This window comes from Nitrospirota bacterium (assembly GCA_015233895.1).
Taxonomy (GTDB): Bacteria; Nitrospirota; Thermodesulfovibrionia; order Thermodesulfovibrionales; family Magnetobacteriaceae; genus Magnetomonas.
In genome coordinates, this window is sequence record JADFXG010000041.1 from 1 (window position 1) to 23,963 (window position 23,963).

The 23,963-nt window shown below is 41.9% G+C and carries 28 protein-coding genes and 1 tRNA gene; 1 reads left to right on the forward strand and 28 read right to left on the reverse strand.

Annotated features, from left to right (window positions below; translation table 11 throughout):
• Window positions 1–177: 177 nt before the first annotated feature.
• The 26 genes from HQK88_16065 to HQK88_16190 form a co-directional block, all read right to left on the reverse strand.
• Window positions 178–618, reverse strand: a complete 441-nt coding sequence (locus HQK88_16065) for an SDR family NAD(P)-dependent oxidoreductase (protein ID MBF0618316.1) — start codon at window positions 616–618, stop codon at window positions 178–180.
• A 117-nt stretch (window positions 619–735) separates the two neighbouring features.
• Window positions 736–1,131 (reverse strand): response regulator, encoded by a 396-nt coding sequence (locus HQK88_16070; protein ID MBF0618317.1) that lies wholly within the window; start codon window positions 1,129–1,131, stop codon window positions 736–738.
• A 362-nt stretch (window positions 1,132–1,493) separates the two neighbouring features.
• Window positions 1,494–2,408, reverse strand: coding sequence for a branched-chain amino acid transaminase (locus tag HQK88_16075; protein MBF0618318.1), 915 nt, complete (start codon window positions 2,406–2,408; stop codon window positions 1,494–1,496).
• 119 nt (window positions 2,409–2,527) lie between these two features.
• On the reverse strand, window positions 2,528–3,046 hold the full coding sequence (locus HQK88_16080) for a hypothetical protein (protein MBF0618319.1): 519 nt from the start codon (window positions 3,044–3,046) through the stop codon (window positions 2,528–2,530).
• Window positions 3,047–4,642 (reverse strand): (Fe-S)-binding protein, encoded by a 1,596-nt coding sequence (locus HQK88_16085; protein MBF0618320.1) that lies wholly within the window; start codon window positions 4,640–4,642, stop codon window positions 3,047–3,049.
• An 18-nt stretch (window positions 4,643–4,660) separates the two neighbouring features.
• Window positions 4,661–5,425 (reverse strand): respiratory nitrate reductase subunit gamma, encoded by a 765-nt coding sequence (locus HQK88_16090; protein MBF0618321.1) that lies wholly within the window; start codon window positions 5,423–5,425, stop codon window positions 4,661–4,663.
• A 110-nt stretch (window positions 5,426–5,535) separates the two neighbouring features.
• Window positions 5,536–5,871, reverse strand: coding sequence for a TusE/DsrC/DsvC family sulfur relay protein (locus tag HQK88_16095; protein ID MBF0618322.1), 336 nt, complete (start codon window positions 5,869–5,871; stop codon window positions 5,536–5,538).
• Window positions 5,872–6,064: 193 nt separating this feature from the next.
• Window positions 6,065–6,442, reverse strand: a complete 378-nt coding sequence (locus HQK88_16100) for a hypothetical protein (GenBank protein ID MBF0618323.1) — start codon at window positions 6,440–6,442, stop codon at window positions 6,065–6,067.
• A 3-nt stretch (window positions 6,443–6,445) separates the two neighbouring features.
• Window positions 6,446–6,739 carry an HNH endonuclease gene (locus tag HQK88_16105; protein MBF0618324.1) on the reverse strand — a complete coding sequence of 98 codons (294 nt, stop codon included), beginning with the start codon at window positions 6,737–6,739 and terminating at the stop codon, window positions 6,446–6,448.
• 8 nt (window positions 6,740–6,747) lie between these two features.
• Window positions 6,748–7,032 carry a DUF507 family protein gene (locus tag HQK88_16110; protein ID MBF0618325.1) on the reverse strand — a complete coding sequence of 95 codons (285 nt, stop codon included), beginning with the start codon at window positions 7,030–7,032 and terminating at the stop codon, window positions 6,748–6,750.
• Window positions 7,029–7,310, reverse strand: a complete 282-nt coding sequence (locus tag HQK88_16115; protein MBF0618326.1) for a DUF507 family protein — start codon at window positions 7,308–7,310, stop codon at window positions 7,029–7,031. Before HQK88_16115 ends, HQK88_16110 begins: the two co-directional genes overlap by 4 nt.
• A 1-nt stretch (window position 7,311) precedes the next feature.
• A complete protein-coding gene (locus tag HQK88_16120) occupies window positions 7,312–7,566 on the reverse strand; it encodes a 30S ribosomal protein S18 (GenBank protein MBF0618327.1) in 255 nt (84 codons plus the stop codon).
• Window positions 7,567–7,610: 44 nt separating this feature from the next.
• Window positions 7,611–8,003, reverse strand: coding sequence for a single-stranded DNA-binding protein (gene ssb, locus HQK88_16125; GenBank protein ID MBF0618328.1), 393 nt, complete (start codon window positions 8,001–8,003; stop codon window positions 7,611–7,613).
• 6 nt (window positions 8,004–8,009) lie between these two features.
• Entirely contained in the window at window positions 8,010–8,381 is a 372-nt protein-coding gene (rpsF, locus tag HQK88_16130; protein MBF0618329.1) for a 30S ribosomal protein S6, read from the reverse strand.
• Between the two features lie 101 nt (window positions 8,382–8,482).
• Entirely contained in the window at window positions 8,483–9,880 is a 1,398-nt protein-coding gene (locus tag HQK88_16135) for a sigma-54-dependent Fis family transcriptional regulator (GenBank protein MBF0618330.1), read from the reverse strand.
• A gap of 38 nt (window positions 9,881–9,918) precedes the next feature.
• On the reverse strand, window positions 9,919–10,569 hold the full coding sequence (locus tag HQK88_16140) for a hypothetical protein (GenBank protein ID MBF0618331.1): 651 nt from the start codon (window positions 10,567–10,569) through the stop codon (window positions 9,919–9,921).
• 164 nt (window positions 10,570–10,733) lie between these two features.
• On the reverse strand, window positions 10,734–11,102 hold the full coding sequence (locus HQK88_16145; GenBank protein ID MBF0618332.1) for a response regulator: 369 nt from the start codon (window positions 11,100–11,102) through the stop codon (window positions 10,734–10,736).
• Between the two features lie 40 nt (window positions 11,103–11,142).
• A complete protein-coding gene (gene panB / locus HQK88_16150) occupies window positions 11,143–11,943 on the reverse strand; it encodes a 3-methyl-2-oxobutanoate hydroxymethyltransferase (GenBank protein MBF0618333.1) in 801 nt (266 codons plus the stop codon).
• A 37-nt stretch (window positions 11,944–11,980) separates the two neighbouring features.
• Complete coding sequence (locus HQK88_16155; GenBank protein MBF0618334.1) at window positions 11,981–12,862, reverse strand: methylenetetrahydrofolate reductase; 882 nt, start codon at window positions 12,860–12,862, stop codon at window positions 11,981–11,983.
• A gap of 23 nt (window positions 12,863–12,885) precedes the next feature.
• Window positions 12,886–13,575 carry a methylenetetrahydrofolate reductase C-terminal domain-containing protein gene (locus tag HQK88_16160; GenBank protein ID MBF0618335.1) on the reverse strand — a complete coding sequence of 230 codons (690 nt, stop codon included), beginning with the start codon at window positions 13,573–13,575 and terminating at the stop codon, window positions 12,886–12,888.
• A 26-nt stretch (window positions 13,576–13,601) separates the two neighbouring features.
• Window positions 13,602–14,453 carry a bifunctional methylenetetrahydrofolate dehydrogenase/methenyltetrahydrofolate cyclohydrolase FolD gene (gene folD / locus HQK88_16165; GenBank protein ID MBF0618336.1) on the reverse strand — a complete coding sequence of 284 codons (852 nt, stop codon included), beginning with the start codon at window positions 14,451–14,453 and terminating at the stop codon, window positions 13,602–13,604.
• Window positions 14,454–14,686: 233 nt separating this feature from the next.
• Window positions 14,687–15,244 (reverse strand): GTP cyclohydrolase I FolE, encoded by a 558-nt coding sequence (gene folE / locus HQK88_16170; GenBank protein MBF0618337.1) that lies wholly within the window; start codon window positions 15,242–15,244, stop codon window positions 14,687–14,689.
• A complete protein-coding gene (locus tag HQK88_16175; GenBank protein MBF0618338.1) occupies window positions 15,237–15,821 on the reverse strand; it encodes a 5-formyltetrahydrofolate cyclo-ligase in 585 nt (194 codons plus the stop codon). Before HQK88_16175 ends, folE begins: the two co-directional genes overlap by 8 nt.
• A gap of 175 nt (window positions 15,822–15,996) precedes the next feature.
• A complete protein-coding gene (locus HQK88_16180) occupies window positions 15,997–16,794 on the reverse strand; it encodes an AAA family ATPase (GenBank protein ID MBF0618339.1) in 798 nt (265 codons plus the stop codon).
• A 79-nt stretch (window positions 16,795–16,873) separates the two neighbouring features.
• Complete coding sequence (locus tag HQK88_16185) at window positions 16,874–18,436, reverse strand: HDOD domain-containing protein (protein MBF0618340.1); 1,563 nt, start codon at window positions 18,434–18,436, stop codon at window positions 16,874–16,876.
• 157 nt (window positions 18,437–18,593) lie between these two features.
• On the reverse strand, window positions 18,594–20,732 hold the full coding sequence (locus HQK88_16190) for a bifunctional (p)ppGpp synthetase/guanosine-3',5'-bis(diphosphate) 3'-pyrophosphohydrolase (protein MBF0618341.1): 2,139 nt from the start codon (window positions 20,730–20,732) through the stop codon (window positions 18,594–18,596).
• Window positions 20,733–20,944: 212 nt separating this feature from the next.
• On the opposite strand from HQK88_16190, the gene HQK88_16195 reads away from it, so the two are divergent.
• Window positions 20,945–21,016: transfer RNA gene (locus HQK88_16195), tRNA-Lys, on the forward strand.
• A 371-nt stretch (window positions 21,017–21,387) separates the two neighbouring features.
• Here the strand turns inward: HQK88_16195 and HQK88_16200 are convergent.
• Both HQK88_16200 and HQK88_16205 read right to left on the reverse strand, forming a co-directional pair.
• A complete protein-coding gene (locus tag HQK88_16200) occupies window positions 21,388–22,482 on the reverse strand; it encodes a tyrosine-type recombinase/integrase (protein MBF0618342.1) in 1,095 nt (364 codons plus the stop codon).
• Window positions 22,483–22,531: 49 nt separating this feature from the next.
• Complete coding sequence (locus HQK88_16205; protein MBF0618343.1) at window positions 22,532–22,723, reverse strand: helix-turn-helix domain-containing protein; 192 nt, start codon at window positions 22,721–22,723, stop codon at window positions 22,532–22,534.
• Window positions 22,724–23,963: the final 1,240 nt, after the last annotated feature.

The following is a 23,963-nucleotide window of genomic DNA, read 5'->3' on the forward strand; positions in this document are numbered from 1 at the left end:
GGAGCCAGCCTTTAAGAAACTGGAGCCAAACTATTTCTCAACTTGCTTTATTTTTCGAGGGCAGGCTAATATTGGATATCACTGTGTGACGGAGTTTCAGACTTGACACAGTTTAATGAATTTATCCACTACTTCTCCGTTTTGAGGATTTCGCAACGGCCTCAACTTGGTATAAGTTTACACTACCGCATATTTAGAGGCACTATACGCACCCACAAAAGGTGTTGCTACCCTTCCCATGGATGATCCTATGTTTAATATGCGGCTATGCGCATCATGTAGCAATGGTAACATTGCCTGAGTTATAGCTAAAACTCCGGTAACATTAATATCTATTTGTTTTTTAAATAGATCAATGTCTAGGCACTCAAGTGGGCCGGCAACTACATATTCCATTTTAGAGTAGTTCGTTGCCTGAAATTCAATATGTAAAATGGACTTAGAACCATCCTCAAACTCCACCAGTAAAATAAAATCAGCCTCACGCTCATTCGTTATCTGAAGTTTAGTTTCTATGGCCGTAGATTTAACTATTTTTAACCCTATAACTTCTGTAATTAGGGTATCTACTACATCATTCAGGATTTCCTTTATAACCTTGTCATAGCGTTTAGGCATTTGATGTTATTATAACATTTGGGTAATTAATGCATTAAAATAAATATGGGCTAATTTGTTAAATTATCCACTCGCTCCGGCTCCGTTGCGGAATACATTCACAACCCTAATCATTATTTACACTAACCCAAATAATACAAGTAACTCTTTCAGTTTTTTGGTATCAACAGGTTTCGCAAGATAATCATTGCATCCACCCCGATAGTAAGCATCAAGAACAGTTACATGAGAATCCAAAGCTGTAATCATAATAACTTTAGCTTCATCAGATACTGTGATCCCCATGAACTTTTCTTTTTTACGGATTTCTTTCAATACCTCCAAACCATCCTTTTCGGGCATCATAATGTCAAGACAAACAAGATCATATGGTTGACCCTCATCAAAAGCAAGTGAGAAAGCCTCAACCGCCTCTGATCCATTTATAGTAATGTCCACATCCCCGTAGGAAGACAAAAAATCCTGAAGTAATGTGCGGCTTACAAAATCATCTTCTGCTATCAGTATCCTCATATATTAGTCTCCTACGTCTTAAATTGTTAACTAAAATGAATCGTTTCCTATAACCACTCATTTTTTGAGGAAACACTACTACCCATATCAAAGTTAATCTTATTATATCAAATAAACTTGCATTAAATCAAAACAGCTCAACATTATCGCAAGGTTCGACATCTTTCTTCTATAATGTGCTGACTGCTACTTTGTATATTACAAGAATGTTATCTTTTGGTTAATATTTGAAAAGTATGTCTATATCGCCTTTGTTTTTTGAGGTGCCTCAAATCTCTTATGATAGCCAAATCTGTGGTTTTGTAATTACACATTTTTACTAAACAGATTTTAAACTGATATTGCACAATAAATGTGCTTAACTAAACGTAGGTTAGCCAGTGCCCGTATTTGCTCAATTTTCCTTTTACTGTGTCAAAATAAATAGATTGTAGCTTGCTTGTAACAGCACCAGGACTACCTGAACCAATTTTACGGTTATCCACCTCACGGATAGGCGTTATCTCAGCAGCAGTGCCTGTAAAAAACGCTTCATTTGCTATGTACAACTCATCTCTGGTAAATCTGGTCTCTACGATTTCTATGTTTTCATCCCGCGCCATTGTCATAATTGTATCCCTGGTAATTCCCTCTAAAATGGAGGTAAGCGGGGTTGTTTTAATTAAGCCGTTTCTTATCACAAAAATGTTCTCTCCCGATCCCTCTGATACATATCCCTCGGTATCTAAAAGCAACGCTTCCTCGTAACCCATTGAAATTGCCTCTTTTTTGGCAATCTGACTGTTTACATAATAACCACTAACCTTGGCTCTCGTCAAGTTGGAGTTAACATGGCTTCTTAAGTATGAGGATATTTTTACAGAAATTCCTTTTGTTAAACCATCCTCACCAAGATACTTTCCCCACGGCCAGGCAGCTATCGCAACATTTATCGGATTACCTTTGGGATACAGCCCCATTAAGCCATAGCCGATATAAACCAATGGCCGGATGTAGCACTCATCCAGTTTGTTTACTTTCACTACATCAATTATTGCCTGTTCAATCACCTCCGGACTATATGGAATCTCTATCTGACAAATATGCGAGGAATCATACAGACGCTGAACATGCTCCTTTAATCTGAATATGGCTGGCCCACTGTCTGTTTTATAACACCTGATTCCCTCAAAGACCCCAAGGCCGTAGTGCAGGGTATGGGTCAGTATGTGCACATTAGCATCGTCCCAGTTAACGAACTTGCCATCCATCCATATTTTATCTGTTTTGCTAATCATAGCAGTATTTATACCAGCTATTTACATAATTTGTCAAGTCGGATTTTTACTAAAAAATAAAAAAAGGGGGGTTTTAGTACGCCCCCCCCTTTTTTCAAGAACTTGTTGTTAAGGCAAACTTATTTTTCTATTTTCCTTATATTAGCGTTTAGATGGCATTTATTACAGAAATTATCCGGCTCCGCGTGACAACCAAGACATTCATCAAGCTTCGCCTTTCCCGTAATGATATAGCTGTCGTGTTTATAACGCCATTCATTTAGCGGCATATGGTAGTCAGGCGCTGGAATGTCTTTATTTACCTCAAGACCTAACACCTCTTTGTATGGCTTATCAGCAGGTATCTTAGGACTACCAACATATGCGTGGCACTTATTACAGAATTTATCCGGCTCTGTGTGACAAGGGAAACAGGCATTTGCTGGAATCTGTCCAGATTTAAGCAAAATCATGTGTACTCTTCTTACATTGGAGGTTGGGACATGGTACCACGGCAAAAGATCAACATTTGTTGGCACCGTAAGGGCATACTCACCAGTACCATTAGCTGCAGGCGGCTCCTGTCTGTTGCAGGCGGAAACCGCAAACAACGCCACCAGCATGATAAAAAATAAGATTATTTTTATTGAGCTTTTCATCTATATGCCCTCCTTCGCTCCAAGCACTATGGCCCGTCCCACAAGTTGGTGGATTCCACCTACCTCCTCCATGGGAATCCCGTAGGTGGGAAACATTTTACTCAATTGTGCCTTACATATTGCACATATAAGGGCTAAAAAGTTTACTCCCTTTTCGCGCTTAGCATACGAATACGCTTGCATACGAGGAATTGCGCCTTTTACTCTGGTTGCTATCATATCATCGCCTAAAAGCCCCTGGCCAGCGCCGCAACAGAACGTCCTTTCCTTAATAGTATTGTCCGGCATATCTTCATAGCGGTTACACACACCGCGTATAACCCCTCTTGGGATTTCAAATTGCCCGTACTTTGTTCCCCCCATCTCAAGCCCTCTGGCAACCTGACATGAGTCGTGCATTGTTACAACAAATTCATCATTTGCCGTCTTGTCTATTTTCAAAGCCCCACGTTTAAGCAAATCAAGGGTAAACTCACATATGTGCTGAGGACGGGGGAATCTGGAATCAAGCCAGTCAAACGGGCCAAACATGGTGTTGCTGTAGGAGGAGAGCACTCTCCACATGTGGCCACACTCACCGCCAATTACACGCTTTACTTTCAACTGGCGGGCAGCCTCCCATATACGTTTATTAATCTTTTTCATATGCCCGTAGTTATGTATAAACAGGCCAAAGTTGCCTCCCTCAGAGGCGTGTGTGCTCATAGTCCAGCTTATACCTGCCTGATGAAACACTTTGGCATAACCATAGAGCGACTCAATGTGAGGAGATGCAAAGAAATCAGCACTTGGAGTAACAAACAATACGTCTGCCCCCTCCTCATCTATAGGAACCCTTATGTCTGGAATTTCCGTTGTCTCCTGCAACTCATCCTGCACAAACTCAAGTGCATTTATAATTGCATTTTTCTGCATACCAAGGTTGTTTCCAATGTTTTGGGCCTTGTCAATAATCTCATGGACATACTTTTGAACAAGCCCAACACTATTTAGTATCTCTCTTGCCGCCATAGTGATTTCAGCAGTGTCAATGCCATAAGGACAAAACACAGAACAGCGCCTGCACTCAGAACACTGATAAAAATACGTGTACCACATCGCAAGGAGCTCTTCACTTAAATCAGAGCCATTTACATACTTGCTCCCTAACAGCTTTCCTTGCCATGTAAAATATCTGCGATACACCTTTCTCATAAGCTCAGCACGTGCCACAGGCATGTTGTTGGGGTCTGCCGTTCCTATGAAGTAGTGGCATTTGTCCGTACAGGCCCCGCAGCGCACGCATATATTCAAAAAGAGCTTAACTGAGCGGTACTTTTTCAAAATCTCGTCCATCTTTTTAAGAAACACTTCTTTCCAGTTTGGTACTAGGCCGCCAACCGGATATCCCAACCGCTCAAGCGGTTCAAGCGCTGTTAAAAGCTGGGGTTTAACGTCTATAAAAGAATTTGGCTTTATCTTAGGGATTTTTATTTCACCTGTTAACTCTACAGGCTTTGCCTTTATCTTGACATATTTAATCAGCTCCTGAACACGTGTATTGGCGTCATTTGAATCTCCCTGAGCACTATCGTCGGTAGTTTTATCATTAGCCATTATTATGTTTAGCCTCCTTTAAGAATTATCCCAGGGATTGACGTGTCTGACGTCTCTTGGGTTGTTTACCATGTTCCTTGTCGGGCTGAAGAAATACCCTGCAGAGTGCATCAACTTACTAAACGGAAAGTACATGAGTAAAAAGCAAACGAGGCTCAGGTGACACATAAAAACTACATTACCTGGCGCCACAGCAGGATGCATACCCAGCATGTGAAGAGGAGCCCTTATATCAAAAAGCTCCAGAACAAATCTGTTAACAGCAATAATGTCAGGCCTATACACCTCGGAGCGCATAAGCATTCCGGTAAACACAATACCTATTATCACAAGGAGCACTAAGTAATCGGCAAAAGAAGTTACATAAGCCGTCCTCTCATCCAAAACCCTCCTGATAACAAGCAGTATTAGTGACACTAAGAGCACACCAGCAAGTAACATGGCAGCGCCTCCAAGTGCCGTTATCAGCTCCGGTACCGGATGTATAAAATACCTTAAATGCCGAACAATCATCAGTAAAAAAGTGAAATGGAAAATCCATCCGGTTATAAACAGAAACGTTGTTCCCTTAGACAGACTTCTAAAGAATAACACGTCCCCTGCCATCCTCATAATCACGCCTGAAAGGTTGGTTGACTGCGGTGTTTGAGGTATTTTCAGAGGTTGCGGCGTCTTATAGTATTCACAGTAGACCTTATAAATGAACCCTAAGGCGAATACGGCACAGCCAACATACACGATTGCATTCATGTACATATTCACTATAAAAGTTATGCCCGTCATCGCACGATCCTTATTACAATAGATTTTTACTCTAACGGAAAGCGCCTGATAGAAACTACCAGGCGCTCCTTTGCTCTGCCACAGTGCTAAAACACGCCCTGTTGTTTTTTTTATACGCAGCCGGTAGGCTTAGGAAGACCGGCATAACGGCACGCCTGCTTAGCCGGACCATCCGGGAACAACTGATAAAGGTACTTGGTGTTGCCCTTGTCAGCCCCCATCGTCTTTTTGATCTCCTTGACCAATATCTTTATCATAGGAGCTATCTGATACTGCTGATAGTACGACCTTAGAAAATTGATTACCTCCCAGTGTGCTTCTGTCAATTCAAGACTGTCCTCGCTAGCCAACATCTTTGCTAAAGCCTCAGACCAATCATTTAGATTTGTCAGATACCCGTCCTCGTCAAGCTCTATGCTCTTACCCTCACAACTAATTGAACGCATACAAAACCTCCTGCCTTTTTTAAATTAAATTCATGGGAAACTCCCTGTTATTCCCGGTTTCAATCTGCCCGGTACGACAGCCCCTTAAACCTTAATACACCATAGAGGGCATCGTCAAATAAAAATAATTGATATGTTTATCAACTTTTTTTATCGCTTGCAAATTCATCTACTTTCACCATATAAAACCACCTTAATCCTTCAACTTTATAAACAACATATTACCATTTTTTTCATACGGTCCTCTGCCTTGAGTCTTTAAAGACAGTGTATGTGTTTTTGGAACATAATTTAAATAAGCGCACATGTAGTCAACATCCTCAGTCAGGGAAAGGGCTAAATCCCAATCCTCTTTGCACACATACGCAAGGGCATCCATAAAGGCATTACCCATATCTTTTTTGGTGGGGTCATGCACATAAACAGCCCCACAACTGCACTGCCCACCGGTAAAAAACCCCAGCATAGTAGGCACCTCAGCGGGGCTTTCAAAAAGCTGCTTACAAAAAGGACACCTCGGCTCAGTAAGAACACTTTTATCCTCTCTTATCTTATTACCGTAGCGTGCCATTTCTTATACCAATGACTCCATACCTTTCAGTCTTTCCATATACTCTGTCCAGTCAACCGTTAACTGAGAATTCTTCTTAGTATTGCAATTTTTACAGGCAGGCACAATGTTTTCACGTGCTGACATTCCACCTTTTGACAGTGGTATCAGGTGATCCATGGTGAGCTCACTTGCCGGAAATTTAAGACCACAGTAGTAGCAGACTCCATCAGTCAGTTTCCGGAGCCACCACCGTGTTTTTCTTAACCTCCTGGCTTTCTCTTTCTCACGCCTTGCAAAATCCTCATGAGAAAGCATCAACCTCCTCACGATACAATACCCCCTCGCCTGGCACTTTCCTCTTCAAAAAACTTTCTATACATGATGTCCCATTCTTGTGTGCCCTCAGTAAGCCCTTTTTTTAGTGACTTAACTTTTTTCCTTACCACCTCGTCAACATCCTGCCACACACTCAGGTGTGTTGTTATTACGTTTTTGACCGCCTTTCTGATTGCCGGTTCTTCTGCAATTAGTTTTACCAGTTTTTTACTTTTTAGTCCTGTTACAATTATGTGCGACAGGTGAGAAACTTTATCATCGGAGAGCATCATATTATGATGTTTCTTTCCCTTATTAACCTATGCTTAGTCATATCGAAGAGTTTTTTATAGTCCATACGGCCCTTTTCAATCTCTGGCTCATAGGACTTTAACAGCTCTCTGACCTCCTCGTTAATTCTGTCTTCTGCCATGAGCTCATCCATCATAACATCCCTAACCTCGCGCACCAGCTCCTCTTTAGCGACATTAGCAACTACCAGCCCATCAGCAACTAACCTGCTGACTATATCCGCTGCCACACTTCCTACCCATGCTTTTTGTACTCTCACACTATTTTTCCATAAAAGAAAGCATGGCTATATTTCTGGCACGCTTTACAGCAGTCGTGAGCTCTCTCTGATGCCCGGCACACGTGCCAGTCATTCTGCTGGGAAGGATCTTGCCCCGCTCTGTCACATACGACCTGAGTGTCCGCATATCTTTGTAATCTATAAACGGTGTCTTTTCCGCACAGAACCTACAAAACTTCTTTCTCGCAAACCTCTTAAACTTTGCCTGGTCTGCGCTTCTGCTCTTTTGAATCATCTCTTTACGCTCCTCATAGCTGTTTTTCCCATATCTCTCTTTATTTAAAATGGTTCAAGGTCTGTCATTTCATCAGGCGCTGTAAAACCATCCTGACCTCCTCTTGAGGGCTCTCCACTTCTTTTTGGTAAAAACCTTACATCCTGGGATACCACCTCAAACTTACTCCTTTTTTGACCCTCAGACTCCCATCGCCGCTCCCTAAGCCGGCCATCCACTATCACTGGACTGCCTTTGCTTAGGTACTGGCCACAGGTCTCCGCCTGCCTTCCAAACACTGTTATATCAATAAATAATGTCTCGTCTTTAGACTCATCACCCTGCTTTGTTTTTGAATTTACCGCAAGGCCAAAACTTGCCACAGCCAACCCCTGGCCTGTGTACCGTAACTCTGGATCCTTGGTAAGGCGTCCTGCTAATATTATTTTATTAAACATTGCCAGTTATTGTGTTTTTGGCTCAGTCTCTGCTGGAGCCTCTTCTTTAGGCTGCTTACTTTTTAACGTTTCCTCAAGGGCTTGAATTTCTTTCTTTTCCAGCTTGATCACCATAAACTTAAACACAGCATCATAGACCTTATAGAAACTTTCAAGAGCCTTGACTGCAGCAGGCGGAGATTTAAACGCAATAAAGATGTAAAACCCCTTGTCCCTTTTGTTTATCGCATATGCAAGCTTCTTTCTGCCCCAGCGCTCCTTTTTCAGCACCTCTCCATTTGATTTCTCAATGACATCTAAAATTTTTTTCTCTGCCGCCTCTATCGCTGCATCATCGAGCGCCGCATCCAGTATTGCAATATTTTCATAGTAATTCATTAACTAACCCCCGCCTTTATTTTAAACTTTTCCAATACATCCTGTGTTTTGTAACATAATTTATTAATAAAAATCAATATGGGTCTATAGCCTTAAACTTTTCATGTTGTCATCTGAAAGTGTTTTGCCTTTGTTCGCAGAGTGTTTCTGTTTATACCGAGTATTCTTGAAGCTTTCAACTGATTACCGGACGTTTCTTTGAGAGCTATGCTTATAAGCGCCTTTTCCACCTCATCCACTATAGCGCTGTAGAGATTACCGGAACTTATCTCTGTTACATCATGTAGATAATTAACAATTTTTTTCTCTAGAAATTCCGAGATAGAATACCGTGAAGTGTCGTAATACATCAGGTCTTTGTACTGAATCTCAACGTCTTTGGTCAAAATTGCCGCCCGCTTTATTGTTTCCTTTAACTCTTTGACATTGTCCGGCCAGTAGTGTTTCATAAAATAATCTATAGCAGTATCGCTAAATTTTTTTTCCCTGAGGGAGTAACGCCTCACGTACTTTGTTAAAAAATACTCCGCTAAAGGGAGAATATCGCCTTTTCTTTCCCTCAGTGGTGGAATTCTGACTTCAGCAGCAGCAAACACATCCCTAAGTTCTTTTAAAAAAAGCCCTCTCCTGACAAGCTCCGTCAGATTTTGTTTTGTTGATGTTATCACTCTGGCATCGGAGGTAAGCTCTTCATTTGCACCAAAGAGACTGTATCTTTTTGTTTTTATGAAATTAAGAAGTCTCTCCTGAAGTGATTGCGTCAGAGCGGTTATTTCAGATATATACACTGTGCCGTTTGTTGACAGAGCCAGGGACCCGTACCCATAGTAATTGTGGCCATCATATATCCCCTTTTTCCAACCGAATATCTCCTGCCCCTGCAGCTCTTCAGACATGGAATTGGTGTTTACCACCAAAAACGGCCCGGCTTTTCTTTTACCGGATAAGTGTATTAACCGTGCAAGATTTCGTTTGCCAGCACCGGTCTCGCCAAGAATCAAAGCGGGATTTTCGCTGTCTGAAAGGCGTTCTGCGTCTTTCAACGCTTTAAGAAACCTGCTGGTGCTGCCTATAACCTCACTACCTTCAGGCAAAGAGGCAACCTTAAGTCTCTCTATCTCCTCCCTTAGTGCCGCCCCCTCCCAAGCCCTCTCTACAGCTGCCTGTAACTCCTCAGGGTAAAGAGGTTTTTTCATACAAAGAAAAGCGCCCATAGCCAAAGCACTCAGTGCATCACTGTGCTCTTTATCCTCATAGAGCACTATCATCTGTGCTGCAGGGGCCGCTGTCTTTACCTTGAGTAAAGTTTCAACGCCCGAACCGTTTAAGCAGGAAAAGTCTATAAGTGCTAACCGCAAGTCCCCTGTCAACAGTAAAGCAAGCTCAACAGCGTCCGAAACCTGATAAAACCCACAACCACTCATACCCGCCACATTTTCAACAGCTCTCAGTACTCCGTCATCTTTGCCGACAAATAATATATCCCCTCTAACGCTCATACCCTCCGAGTGTTCACTGTGTAAGCTTACCGTGCTTGCTAAAAGCTCAAACCCGTTGTGTTATCAGCCCAGTACTGATCTGCAGTAAAATATGGATTACCATAATCATCTGTAGGCACATTATAAGGCATGTTTTTATAAAGCGCTTGCGTGTTGAATGTGTATCCGGCTTCACAAATTAAACCCTCCAGATTTCTCTTTGGGTTAGTTGTGCCTAAAAAACAAGTCATAGGGATGTTTTTACAGTTCAGGTGGCTTGGCCTCAAAGCATTTGAGTCCTGTTGTATTGTCGAATAAAAGGTGAGTTTACCTCCATAGACCTCAGATGTACCTACGTTTGACGAAATATCTGTAAAGGCAGAGGTTGACGTACCAACATACATCGTTTGTCCGCTAAAGGTAAACATTAAAGTACGTTTGTAATTAAACAAATTATTCGCCTCGATAGAACTGAAGGTTCTGCTAATCGTACTTTGTTCTGCTGACATAACAATAAAACTCAATGAGGTAATGTTGTCAGCGCCTATACCGTTGTTTGTTGTAACACAGTACACAGGAGTATTTGTATTGGTATGGAGATAGGGGATATAATACGTTACGTAAGTGCCAGAGCCTGACTCTACTGTTGGGATATACGCAAGAAACAACACAGCAATAAAAAAAAACAAACAACTGAGTTTTCTACACATGTAAGTATTCCTCCTTATTTTTAAAAAATCATTTCCGGTTCATAAAAACTATCAAATACAGAGATTCTCTCCAAAGCAGGCAAAAAACCCACTTGCCGACATTATAGCTTTAAAAGCGCTGGCTTGTCAATACAAAGTGCAAAGTAAATTCGGGTTAAAACATTTTAGAAACATGACGAAATTGCCCTCATAAGGTCATCCTGAATAATCGGTTTTATGAACACTGCGTTAACAGCATCTGATGTATGTTGTTCGTCATTGTATGCCGTTGTAACTATGATTGGAACATTTGAGGAGTGCTCTCTTATTTTCTCAATCATTTCATGTCCGTTCATAAGTGGCATCTCTATATCCGTTATGACAACATCAGGATTTTCTTTTAAAAATATCTCAAGTCCTGCTTTGCCGTTTTCTGCTACGTAAAGTGTTTTTACCCTCCTTCTTATAAACTTACCAAGAGATTCTCTTGTTATATCCTCATCCTCTACATAAAGCACCGTCAGCGCTTTCAACCTCTCTAAAATATCCGTCATCGTTTTTTTCCCAAGCCCTGTTCCTGAATTGTTTTATCTGTCACTTAAAACTTTCCTTCTCTGATGGAAAAACACCGCCTCTAACCTCATCCCGATACGTGCAGAGTGCTTTAAGCGCCTCTTCTTTCAGGTTTGCATACCGTTTGGCAAATTTGGGCATAAAACGCTCAAACAGACCTATCACATCGTGCAGAACCAGAATCTGCCCGTCGCAATGGGCTCCGGCACCAATTCCTATCGTTGGAATTGACAGCTTTTCAGTTATTTCCTTAGCAAGTCCTGTGGGAACAGCCTCTATGACAATACTAAAGGCACCGGCATCCTCAAGCATAAGCGCATCCTCAAGGAGCCGTACCCTTGCCTCATCTGTTTTCCCCTGAACTTTAAACCCGCCAATTCTGTAAACTGCCTGCGGTGTCAGCCCTATGTGAGCCATTACAGGAATTTCAGCGGCTATCATTGCTTTTATCTGAGGAAGGATCTCACGTCCGCCTTCGGTTTTAACTGCCTGAGCGCCACCCTCTTTTATGAATCTTCCCGCGTTTCTGACAGCATCCCCTACCGACACCTGATATGACAAATATGGCATATCCCCTATGACAAGAGCGTTTGTAACAGCACGGGAGACAATCCGCGTGTGATAGATCATCTCATCCATAGTCACAGGCAGTGTGTTTTCAAGACCCTGCACAACCATAGACAGAGAATCACCAACCAAAATCCCCTCAAATCCAACCTCATCCACAATGCGCCCAAACGCATAGTCATAGGCTGTCATCAGTGCTAGCTTCTGTCCCTTTACCTTTCTGTCAAGAAAATCATTTATAGTTATTCTTGCCACAACATGCTCATAATAATAATTTCCCTCATAAAATAATTTAAAGAAGTCCCGCTCTTTCTAAAATTGTTGGTACCTTATCCTCCATACCTATAGCCATGATATGAACCCCGTCACAGATTTTTTCGTCTTTTAACTGTCTGATGTGGCGAGCCGTTATGTTAAGCCCTGTATCAAGTGCTTTTTCCTTTCCGGCAGCCTTCATTTCATCTATCAAGTCCTGGGGTACTTTAATGCCTGGAACAAAATTGTTCAAGAAATTCGCCATTCCGGCACTTTTTAACACAACCAGCCCGGCCATAACTTTCACTGGAAACTGACGTGCAAACGCCATAAATTCCTTAAATTTGTCTATGTTGTAGATGGCCTGAGTTTGAAAAAAATTAGCTCCCGCTTTGACCTTCTTTTCAAACTTCATCAACTGCGGTTCTAACGGGTTGGACTCAGGGGTTACCACAGCGCCCTGGAAAAATGAAGTAGCTCCCTTTAGGTCGTTACCCGACATGTCTTTTCCGTTATTGAGGGCATTTACCACCTGAAGCAACTGCACGCTCTCTATGTCATAAACCGGACGGGCACTTTTATGGTCTCCTGCACTGACATGGTCGCCTGTCATACAAAGCACATTGCGTATCCCAAGCACACTTGCTCCCAAAAGATCCGACTGTAGTGCTATACGGTTTCTGTCACGGCAGGTCATCTGCAAAATTGGCTCAAGACCGTGTTCAAGCACCAGCTTGCAAACCGCCAGAGAACAGATACGCATAACTGCCGATTGGTTATCGGTTACGTTTACAGCATCCAGCTTACCCTTTAACAACTCCATGTCGTGTTTCATCACCGATATATCAGTGCCCTTAGGGGGCCCGACCTCGGCAGTAACGACAAATTTCCCTGACTCCAGGGTATCTTTAAAGCTCATTGTCATAGTCTCCTTCTGTCACCTTATTTTTTGTCCTTACTTTTTTTGTCGCCCTCTGCGGCATCCGCTCTGGTGTATAACTTGTGCGGGCCTTGCTTAGCCGACCAATCCTTGGGCGGAAGAATCTCTTTCATCTTATCCAGTTCACCGAGTTTCTTCTGACGCTCATAAATTCTTACCCAAGCACATTTTATTTCGTCACTTACCTCACAGTTACCGTCTTTTGTGCCGCCACACGGGCCATTAAGCAATCCCTTTGGGCAATTCGTTACCGGACAAATTCCTCCGGTTTTATCTATTACACAGTCGCCGCACAGTGAGCACCTCTCATCAAACATCTGAAAGCGCGTCATATTGCCTAAAAAAGAGGTGTCATTTGACGGATACACTGCCTTATCCGGATATATCTCCACGGCAGACTGTGTCCCTGCGCCGCAGGACATCACCACTATTGCATCGGCTTTATCCAGCGCATCTTTGTCCTTTTTTAACTCCACCTTTGTCCCCAGCGTCTGACAACCGGTTTTTGGCACTATCATGCCGGTTACGGTTTTCCCCTGAGCTTTCAGGTCCTCGGCCATCTCCTTTAAAGCCTCTTCATTACCTGTTCCACACAGCGAGGCACACTCAGAACAGCCTATCAAATAAAAACTGTTATAACCCTCCAGAGTTTTCAGAAGTTTACTGCGGTCCTTCTTTTTAGTTATTATCATGGAATTCTCCCTTATTAAACTTTTATCTATTTTAGCATATTTTTGGCGGCTTCCACCGTGTTATACATAAGCATGGCTATAGTCATGGGACCCACGCCTCCCGGCACCGGAGATATGAATCCGGCTCTTTCCTTAGCCGCTTCAAACTCAACATCACCAACAAGTTTCCCGTCTGAGGAGACATTTATCCCTACGTCTATCACGGTGGCACCCGGCTTTATCCAATCGCCCTTTACCATCTCAGCCTTACCCACTGCTGCTACCACAATGTCCCCAGAGAGGCAAACATCTTTCAGGTTGGCAGTCTTGCTGTGACAGATTGTGACGGTGGCATTTTTCCTAAGCAGCAGAAGTGACACAGGTTTTCCCACAATCACACTGCGCCCTACAACAACTGCGTGCTTACCCTGGCAATCCACGCCGTAAGCCTCAATAAGCTTGATGCAGCCATGCGGAGTGCATGGTAAAAAGCCGGGCTCATCAAGCACAAGGCGGCCAAGAGAGTCCGGACCAAAGCCATCCACATCCTTTAAGGGTGAGATCCTGTGCATGACCTCCTTTTCACTTAGGTGCTTAGGTAGCGGAAGTTGTACCAAAATTCCGTGCACAGCAGGGTCGTTGTTTAAGTCATCTATTATCTTGAGGAGCTCTGTCTGAGAGATGGTGTCAGGCACCTTACAGCCGATGCTCTTTATCCCCAGGGTTTCACAGGTTTTTTCTTTGCTTGCAACATACTTTTTCGATGCCGGATTCTCACCAACTAACACCACGGCAAGCCCGGGGGCCACCCCTTTAGCCTTAAGAGCATCCACCTCCGACTTCAACCCGTCCGTTATCTCCTTAGCCACTCTCTTACCGTCTATTATTGTAGCTGACATTAATAAAACCTCCCTTATCGCTTTTCGATTAATTTTTTATACCAAGGTGCATTCAATCGCCTAACATCGTTGGCATCGTCTAAAGCTCCTCAACGTACTAAAAGTACGCCTCCGTCGCTTTCTCCTTGCCGCCTTGTTATGCTTCTGACTGCTACTTGGCGTTATGCCGGATACAAACTCCCCTGCCAAAAGCACGTGAAAGCCCATTACCCGTAACTGTTCACATATCTCTGTTACCCCTTTATAAGTTCAAGCATTTCCTCTCTTGTTGACTGCTTAGTTCTGAAAATTCCTCGCACTGCTGATGTTACCACACGGGAGCCCGGTTTTTTCAGCCCCCTCATACTCAAACACAAGTGCTCGGCCTCTATTATGACCATAGTCCCACGGGGCTTAAGCGTGTGCATTATTGCATCAGCCAACTGTGTTGTCAGCCTTTCCTGTACCTGTAGTCTTTTTGCAAGGAGATCCAGAGCGCGTGCCAACTCCCCAATCCCAACAATGTTTCCCTTATGGGGAATGTATGCGATGTTGGCCTTACCAAAAAACGGCAGGAGATGGTGCTCACAGATGGAATAAAACTGAATGTCTTTAAGAATTACCATCTCATCGTGGTTTTCGCCCTCTATTGGAACAAGGATCTCTTCAAACGGGATTTCCATACCGGAGAGTATTTCCTCATACATGGCAGCCACCCGCTCCGGAGTTCTGCGTATGCCAGGCCTTTGTGCGTCCTCCCCGATTCCTTCTATTATCAGACGTATTCCTTCTTTTATTTTCTCTTTATCCATTGACATCAATTACCTCATAATCAGTTACAATCTTATCAACCCTCACATCGTGGCTCTCAACCGGCACCTCAGATATCACTTGTTCTCTATAACAGATGGCAACAAGACAGGGTCTTTTACCTAAAGCGGAAATAAAACCGTCATAGTACCCGCCGCCATAGCCAAGACGTCCGCCGGCTCTGTCAAAGGCAGCCCCAGGCAATACTATTAAATCTATGGCAGCTCCGTTAACAGGCTCTGATAAATCGCTGTCTGGCTCTAAAATCCCCATATATCCCAGCTTCAAACCATTGAGAGTATTTACCTTATAAGCTTCCAAAATGTGCTTTTCCCTGTTGACTCTTGGAAGAATCACTGTTTTTTTCATAGCAAGTGCCTGCTCAATCATTGGAAAGGTGTTTGGCTCAGTTTTAAAAGACGCAAAGAACATGATGCAACCTGCACCAAGCAGCTCATTTAATGAGTACAGTCTGGTTTTAATCATGTCGTCTTTCTGCCTTCTGCCTTCCTTGTCAAGAGAATCTCTGATACCAAGTATCTTTTTTCTCAGGGTTGTCTTTCCCTCTTCTTTTATCATTCTTTTTCTTTTTTTGCCATTCTTTTTCTTTTTTTGTCATTCTTTTTCTTTTTTTGTCATTCCTGCGGAGGCAGGAATCCAGGTCACTTAAAAAGGTTTTAAAAGACTGGATTCCAGCTCGGAGGCTGGAATGACAGATATAACAAACACTTCTAAATAGTTCCTTAGCAAGTTCTTAAGCGGCCTCCTGCCCCCCTGAGACTTTGCCATCAAGTGTATTTTTAATAGCCGCTATATCTTTCAGAGCCGACGGAGCCGCTTTAAAAACCGCTGCCCCCTGCATATCGGCATTTGATATCTCCTCAGTAAACCGCACAGAGCCAATTAACTCCATCCCTTCTATGTTTTTTTTAATGAATTCAATGTCTGAGTCGTTTCTGACCTTCCCGGCAACAACGTAAACATGGGAAACTCCAAGCTGCTTTGCCATATCCCTTACTGAAATGGCAGTTTGAATGCTCCTTTTCCCGGGTTCAACGACAACAACGAAAGCGTCCACCCCCTCAGCAGTTCCCCGTGTAAGATGCTCAATCCCTGCCTCCATATCCACAATAACAACGTCATCACGCTCAACAACAAGGTGTTTAAGCAGCCGCTTTAAAAACACGTTTTCCGGACAGTAACAGCCCGATGAGGCCTCCTTAGACTTACCCATGATAAGGAGTTTTATACCATCAACCGTAGTGCGGCTACATCCCTCCGGTATGTCATCCACTTTGGGGTTAAGCTTAAACACGCCCCCCATCGCTCCAGGCCGTGCCCCCGTGCGCTCGGCTATCAGCTCAGCCATCTCTGCAATGGGTCTCATCCCCTCTATCTCAGTATCACTAAAGCCCAGAGCTGTTGCCAGATTGGCATCAGGGTCGGCATCCACGGCAATCACCTTTTTGCCCTCTTTAGCATACAGATAACTCATCACCGAGGACAACGTCGTCTTACCGACGCCGCCTTTACCTGTCACCGCAATTTTCATATAGTTTAGTGTATCAGTTTTGGGGAATTTATGTCAAAATTGGCACGAGGATTTTGTGTAATATTTAAAGTTAAGTGCTTTAATTATGATGGCTTTTCTTGATAGCCATAAGCAAGTGATCACGGAGGATTTTCAAAGAGGTAAATAACGCCTGAGGAATTTTAATATCTCCTGCTTGCGGCTTATCAGCATAGATTATCCCAATAGGTTTGTCATCAACTGTAACGTGCAGCAACATGAAGGTTTCAGCATCAAATAGCTTTCTGTACCAGTCTGGTATCCTTGATCTGACGTTAGGGTCATTTATGTCCTGAATTATTACGTCTGTTCTCTTTGACAGCACGAGGTTAAAGACATCGCTTCCGCCGGAAAGTTTAAACTTGAAATCAGGGATTATCTCTTTAATGTTGTTTCCCAGGCCAAAGCGCCCCACCACGCTCAAATCTGAGGTGTTTTTAACGCCAAATATGACACGGCTAAACCCCATGGCATTGTACATTACCTGAATTATCGCACTTAAGATGTCGTTAAATGAGCGTCCGTCTGAAATGTATTTGGAAATATCGGCAATTCCATTATTTAGCAAAACAACAGCATTTTGTGGCATTTCACGTGGCTCGGAACTGTACATAGATTTTATCTTTTCAGCTTCCTGCTTTTTAACAACTGCTTTCTTTATGGCGTTTTCATCCAGTTCTCTTAATTGTTCAACATTTGCAGTTAGTTTTTCCACAGATATGACAGAAGCTATCTTAGGATCAAGCCCGGACATATACTCAGACAGGTCTTTAATGGAGATATCTGCTATCTGCGCTATTCTGTCTCTGGAAATGTCAAAACAGTCCTTATATCGCCTCATAAATAAGGCAAATTGCTCTTGTGCGTTTCCGGCATCAGGCAGCATCATTATTCTGCTCATTTCGTTTGCAAAGCACACAAGTGTATGTTTTTTCTCAATTGTAAATCTTGGCGCAGGTACGATTTTTTCCTTAATTGGCTTCATCGTCTGAAGCATCTCCTTAGAAAAACTCCAGTCATCGGCTATAATAATCCCTATATCATCATAGCTCTTACCTAAAACCGTTCTGGATGCCTCCTGCTCGCTTATTTTCTTCTTAGCAATCATGCTCTTTACCTTTTGTGCTTCATAGGGCATGAGAAATGTCACAAGAAGCCGTCCTAAATTATGGAATATGGCATATATAAATATCTCCTCAGTGTTTCTGATACCTCCGGCATCGGCCATTTCCCTTGCTATGGAGCCGCTTAAGTATGAGCCAATAATCTCCTCTTTAAGGCGCAAGGCAGAGTCCTTATCCTTTAAGCTTTCAAACAGAAGCAGTGACAGGGCAATGTTTTTAATCTTCTCAAAACCAACAACAAATACCGCCCTTGATATGGTATCAATCTTGCCAGCACCATGTGCAGAGGCATAAGCAAAGGTGTTTACTTTTTTCAGGAGCTTATTAGTTATTGATATATCGTCAAGGATTTCACCAGTAATATCATGAATAGAGGTTACCTCATGCTTTGAAGCCTTCTGGCTTACCATTGTAACGGCCCGGGAAAGCGCAGGAAAGTCGTTGGACTCCTGAAGTCTTCTTTTCAAAACATTTATAGCATCTTCTTTCTTTTCAGCCATTAATTCCGCCTGTTCTCAAACTCTGGAACATTTAAACTAACACGCTGTTCCCAGCATGGCCATTATCTACTTATCGTCTTTTCACCGACAGTAGTTTAACACTTTCCATAAATAGTGTCCATATTTTCATAAGTGAATTGCTGTACTGCGCCTCAGCTTATCGTGAAACCTTGATAACCCCATCAGAGGACAGGATTTTATTTGTAAGGTTAGTGAGTTGAGTTTTATCACTAACTTCAAGTGTGAAGATGAAATGTGCATGTTTATCTTGTGCGGTTTTTGCCTCAAGATGAGAGAGGTTTATATTAAAAGTGGAAATCACATTGCTGAGACTTGCAAGAATTCCGGGTTTATCAATAGTTTCAACATAAATCCTTGCCGTAGTCGTTGATGTTGTCTCGGAGTTCCACGTAAGAGTGACAAGCCGTGCCTCATCCAAAGAAAGCCGCTGAAAGTTGTGGCACTCCTGCCTGTGAATTGTCACTCCTTTGCCCTTTGTGATAAAACCGATTATCTTGTCCCCTGGGACCGGGTAACAGCACTTTGCTGTGGCATAAAGCAAATTATCAATTCCTGTGATGTGGATACCTCCGCCTTGCTTACCGGATGGTTTATGTATTTTGGGGATAAACGGAGTTTCCTCTTTAGTTTCAGGGCTAATACGGTTAATCACCTGCTTTGGGATGATTTTCCCAAATCCAATGGAATAGAATAATTCATCAACGGTTTTTAAGTTAAAAGATTCCGCTACCTCCTGCATCTTTTTGGATTTCAATGTGGAGACTTTTATACCGCTTTTTGTAAAGGCGCTCTCAAGCAAATTTGAACCCAGGACAACGCCTTGTTTCATCTGCTCTGTTTTAATCCAGTGTCTGATTCTGTTTTTTGCCTTATGTGTTACAACAAAAGTCAGCCAGTCCCTGCTCGGGGTGTGTGATGGGGATGTCAGTATTTCAACGGTATCACCGTTTTGCAGTTGGTATTTAAGGGGAACAATGCGGCCATTTACGCGTGCCCCGGAACATTTGTTTCCCACCTGTGTGTGAATTGCATAGGCAAAATCAACAGTAGTAGAGCCAACCTGAAGCTCCTTAATATCCCCGGCTGGTGTAAATACAAAAACCACATCTGAGAGCACCTCGCCTTTAAACATCTCAAGAAATTCACGCGCATCATCAGAGTCACGCTGAAGATGAACCATATTCTTGAGCCAGTCCATGTATGTGGAATCCTTTTCGTCTATTTTCCTCTCTCTCTCTTTTTCTTTTTCCTTATACAGCCAATGAGCCGCTATGCCTTTTTCAGCAACAAGGTGCATTTCCTCGGTTCTTATTTGAAACTCGACCCTCTCTCCGTTAGGCCCTAGCACTGTTGTGTGGAGCGATTGGTACATGTTTGACTTAGGCATTGCCACGTAGTCTTTAAATCTGCCCGGCACCGGCACCCAAAGCGAGTGAATAAGACCCAGTATCATATAGCACTGTGCCTTTGTAAGTGTTACAATTCTAAGCCCCAGCACATCGTTTACCTCTTCAAAGGATATCCGCTGGGCTTGCATTTTCTGGAAAATGCCGTAGAGGTTTTTAACGCGTCCACTGACTCTTGCAGGAATTGTGTGCTGTTCAGCCTTGTCTTCAATAGTGGCAGCAAGGCTTTTTATAAAAGCTTCACGTAGTTCCTTTTTAGCCTCAAGTTTTTTGTATAAGTCCTCGTACAGTTCAGGGTGAAGGTATTTAAACCCGAGGTCCTCAAATTCTGACTTAAGCCAGCCCATACCAAGCCGGTTAGCTAACGGGGCGTAGATGTCAAGGGTTTCAGCGGCTATAGTCTTTTGCTTTGCATCAGGCATAAACGCAAGGGTTCTCATATTGTGAAGTCTGTCGGCAAATTTTATAAGCACCACCCGAACGTCTTCAGCCATAGCGATAAACATACGGCGGAAATTTTCTGCCTGTGCCTCTTCACGGGTTTTAAACTCCATTGACTGCAACTTGGTGAGGGACTTAACCATAAAGGCCACATCCTCTCCAAATATGTCCGAAATGTCATTAACTGTCGTGTCGGTATCCTCCACCGTATCATGCAGAAAGCCCGCCACGATAGTCTTACAGTCCATGTGCATATCGGCAAGAATTGATGCTACAGAGAAAGGGTGGTCAAAGTATGGCTTGCCTTCTTTGCGCATCTGATTACAGTGCGCCTCCTCCGTAAAATGATACGCCTTACTTATCAGAGAGATATTTGCATCCGGTGAGTATGCAACTATCTTTTTAAGTAACCGGTCAAGTTCTATTATCTCATCTTTCATGGGCTTTTCAGTTTTATTATACAACGATTCCTTGATTTTAAAAAGTATTACATAAACTCTTCACACCTGTTAAATGAAAGGCATTGAATAACCACGCAGTATTGCTCCACGTACTGTTAACAAAAAAACATATTTTCCTTATGTTTTTTTAGATAAAACATATTGACATAAAAATAAAAAGCGTAGTAGAATTATACGTTGCGCCACTAGCTCAACGGTAGAGCAGCGGACTCTTAATCCGTTGGTTCCTGGTTCGAATCCTGGGTGGCGCACTTTATATTCTCTTTATTTATCAATCACTTACACTTGATACAAACCCACTCAAAGATGTGTTATTTCAGTAGAGGTGCCCATAAAGGTGCCCGCGGCAATCCAATTCCACCCATCTCTATCCAACTACAGCCAATTTTCAGGTGAAATATTACCTTTTTACATGGCACATCAGATGTCAAAAAACAATGTTTTTATCACTAAACGAACAGTGGAGTTTTAAGATATCGGAACTTTATCCCGGAGTTCAAAAACATATCTTATCTTTAAAGTTGAAACCACTTTCTAAGATATTCCAACCGAGGGAAATGATGTTTGACAATAGGGATATGTTGCTATTTCTGTCAGTTAGGTTAGCTGGAAAGATTGTTAGTTATTTTCTTTTCTTTCTGTTGTACACAAGCACATTATTAGGAATTTCAGAATTACTTTGAGACTGATTTTGTTTTTCTATGTAATTTTCCAGTTTACAAGATGCATCTGCCAAATCATTTTCATTTACGATATTGTATCTATCAAAAACTGAACGAGTTTTGTGTCCTGTGATTTTCATACATATTTTTTCAGGTATAGAGGCACGTATCATGTTACGAACTGTTGTGCGCCTCAAATCATGGAACAACCTCTCCTCATCAAGTCCAGCGTTCTTCAGTGCTGTTACCCAGGTTTTTCTAAAATCACCTATTTTCTTACCATTTTTAAAAAATACATATTCACATTCAGGGTAATTGTTATTTCTTAATAGCATTTGTTCCATCAGCGTTTCTAATAACTCACCTGTCAGATAAATTATACGTGGTTCATCATTTTTTGTGTCACTAGCTTCAAGTGTGATTTTCTTCTCAAAAAGATTAACCTTACTCCATTTTAATGACAATATCTCATCTCTTCGCATTCCAGTATAATATGCCATTACAAAAGGTGCTTTGATATAATTGGGTAAGAAGGTTTTTACCCTGACATATTCATCATATTCAAAGTAACCAGATCTTACATTATTTTCTTTTAACCTTGGGATGTATGGAGCCTGATGTGCTTTTGGTGGCGTTTCTCTCATCGCAAGATTAAACATACGTTTTAAAGCTGATAACTCTCTGTTGATAGTAGCATTAGTGACACCGTTTTCCTGCCGGAGAAGAATGTATGTTTTTATTTTATCGCTGGTGATATCTGTAACTCGTATGTTCTTAAAATATTTGCTGAGATTTTTAACACTTAATTCCGCCCTCTTTAAAGAACTCTTATCGTTGATTTTATAATCTGTGATGAAATTCTGTGCTATTTCTTCAAAACGTGTTTTTTCAGTTTTGGTTCCATAAAATTTACCTTGTACAATATCACCTTCACGTTTTTTTAAAAGGCGTTTAGCGTCTGCCTCTTTGGTGGATCTGGAACTCTCCCGATAGAACTTACCATCGATGTAGTATTTTATCCACCAAATATTTCTTTTTTTAAATAATGAACCCATAGTCTATGGCTCATTATGCGATATCTGAAAAGTTGCGCCAAGAGGTGTTTTAATAAGTAAATACATGTTTATTCTCCTCAATCCACGAGTTCAAATCATTTACATCAATAAGGATACGCCTACCGATTTTGATATATGGAAAATCACCTTTTTGGTACAAAGCCATCAGTTTCCATTTGCTGATGCCAAGATACTGGGCGGCTTCAATTATGGAGAGTAATCGGGTGTTATCGTTTCTCATGGCAGGACACCATTTAATAACTGATGGAAATTAAGTAGAAGGGATACGGATCGAAACTGCTGTAAGAAAAGATTGGTTACTTCTTGTAAGCCTAAACTTGCATATGACCTTGAAAGTAGCGTGTTGTTAAGTATGAAACATAAAAAAGACATACCTCACCTCTAAAAGATTTTTGCAGTTGTTTCTTTAATTATCTTTTAGAGGCATACTTTATCAAGGTATGCATCTCTACGAGATTACACCAAAACTGTTGTTATAATCTCTGAAATAGCATATCTTTATGGATATCACTTTGTCAACACGCATTTTTCAAAAAAGTTCTATTTGATTTTTTTTGAAGTAACGTGTTAATATAAAATACTTGAAGCAGAGACTGATGTCTTCCTTTTTAAATGAGGGTGGATGTTCAGCTTTGACTAAAAAGTGTTACTATGCCACTAAAAATATTGTCACTTTTGTTACTGATGTGATATCTATTACTGAGTGGCGTGAAAGGATTACTCATACATGTTATGAGTAATCCTTTTGCATTTAGTAACAGTGAAATCCTATTAATCTGTGGTTCTTTGGGGTTCTGCTAAAATTATGATATCGTTCACACCTTGATGGCTTAAGTTTGAGATATTGCAAATAAAGGGTTGTTGGTAAAAATAGGCACAAGGCGTTACGTTATAATACTCATTTTCAAAATGCTGCATTAAAAATTCTTTTTTTCATATATAGCATGAGTTGAGTTTTCTATGATTAGTTGAAATACAAAGGTTTTATTTATCTAACAATAATAGGGGGTTTTGGCGGCATCTATAATAGAGGCTTATTCCCCAATATTATTTAACAGTTCATTTATAATATGTTTAGCTGTGTGTCTGAACCCACCACCCATCAACCCACAACCGCCCCATGCGTTAAGGGTTGAATTGAAAAGGGGATTAGGGAGAACGGTATAATGCCTTAACCTCTCTGAGAATGTAGCAGCCTGATAACCCAGCAAAAAGCTATTCGATGTGGTGTTATAACAGCATGAGTGTGGAGATGTAAACAGATATGGAACCATATACCGGGACTTATATAATCGCCTGTAGTGCGTTATTAGACGGTAGGTGACATGAATGTAGGATATATTCAATAAACTGTGTCAAGTGTGAAATCACCTTAAACGGTAATATCCAATTTTAGCCTACCCTCAAAAAATAAAGCAAGTTGAGAGACAGTCTGGCTCCAGTTTCTCAATGGCTGTCTC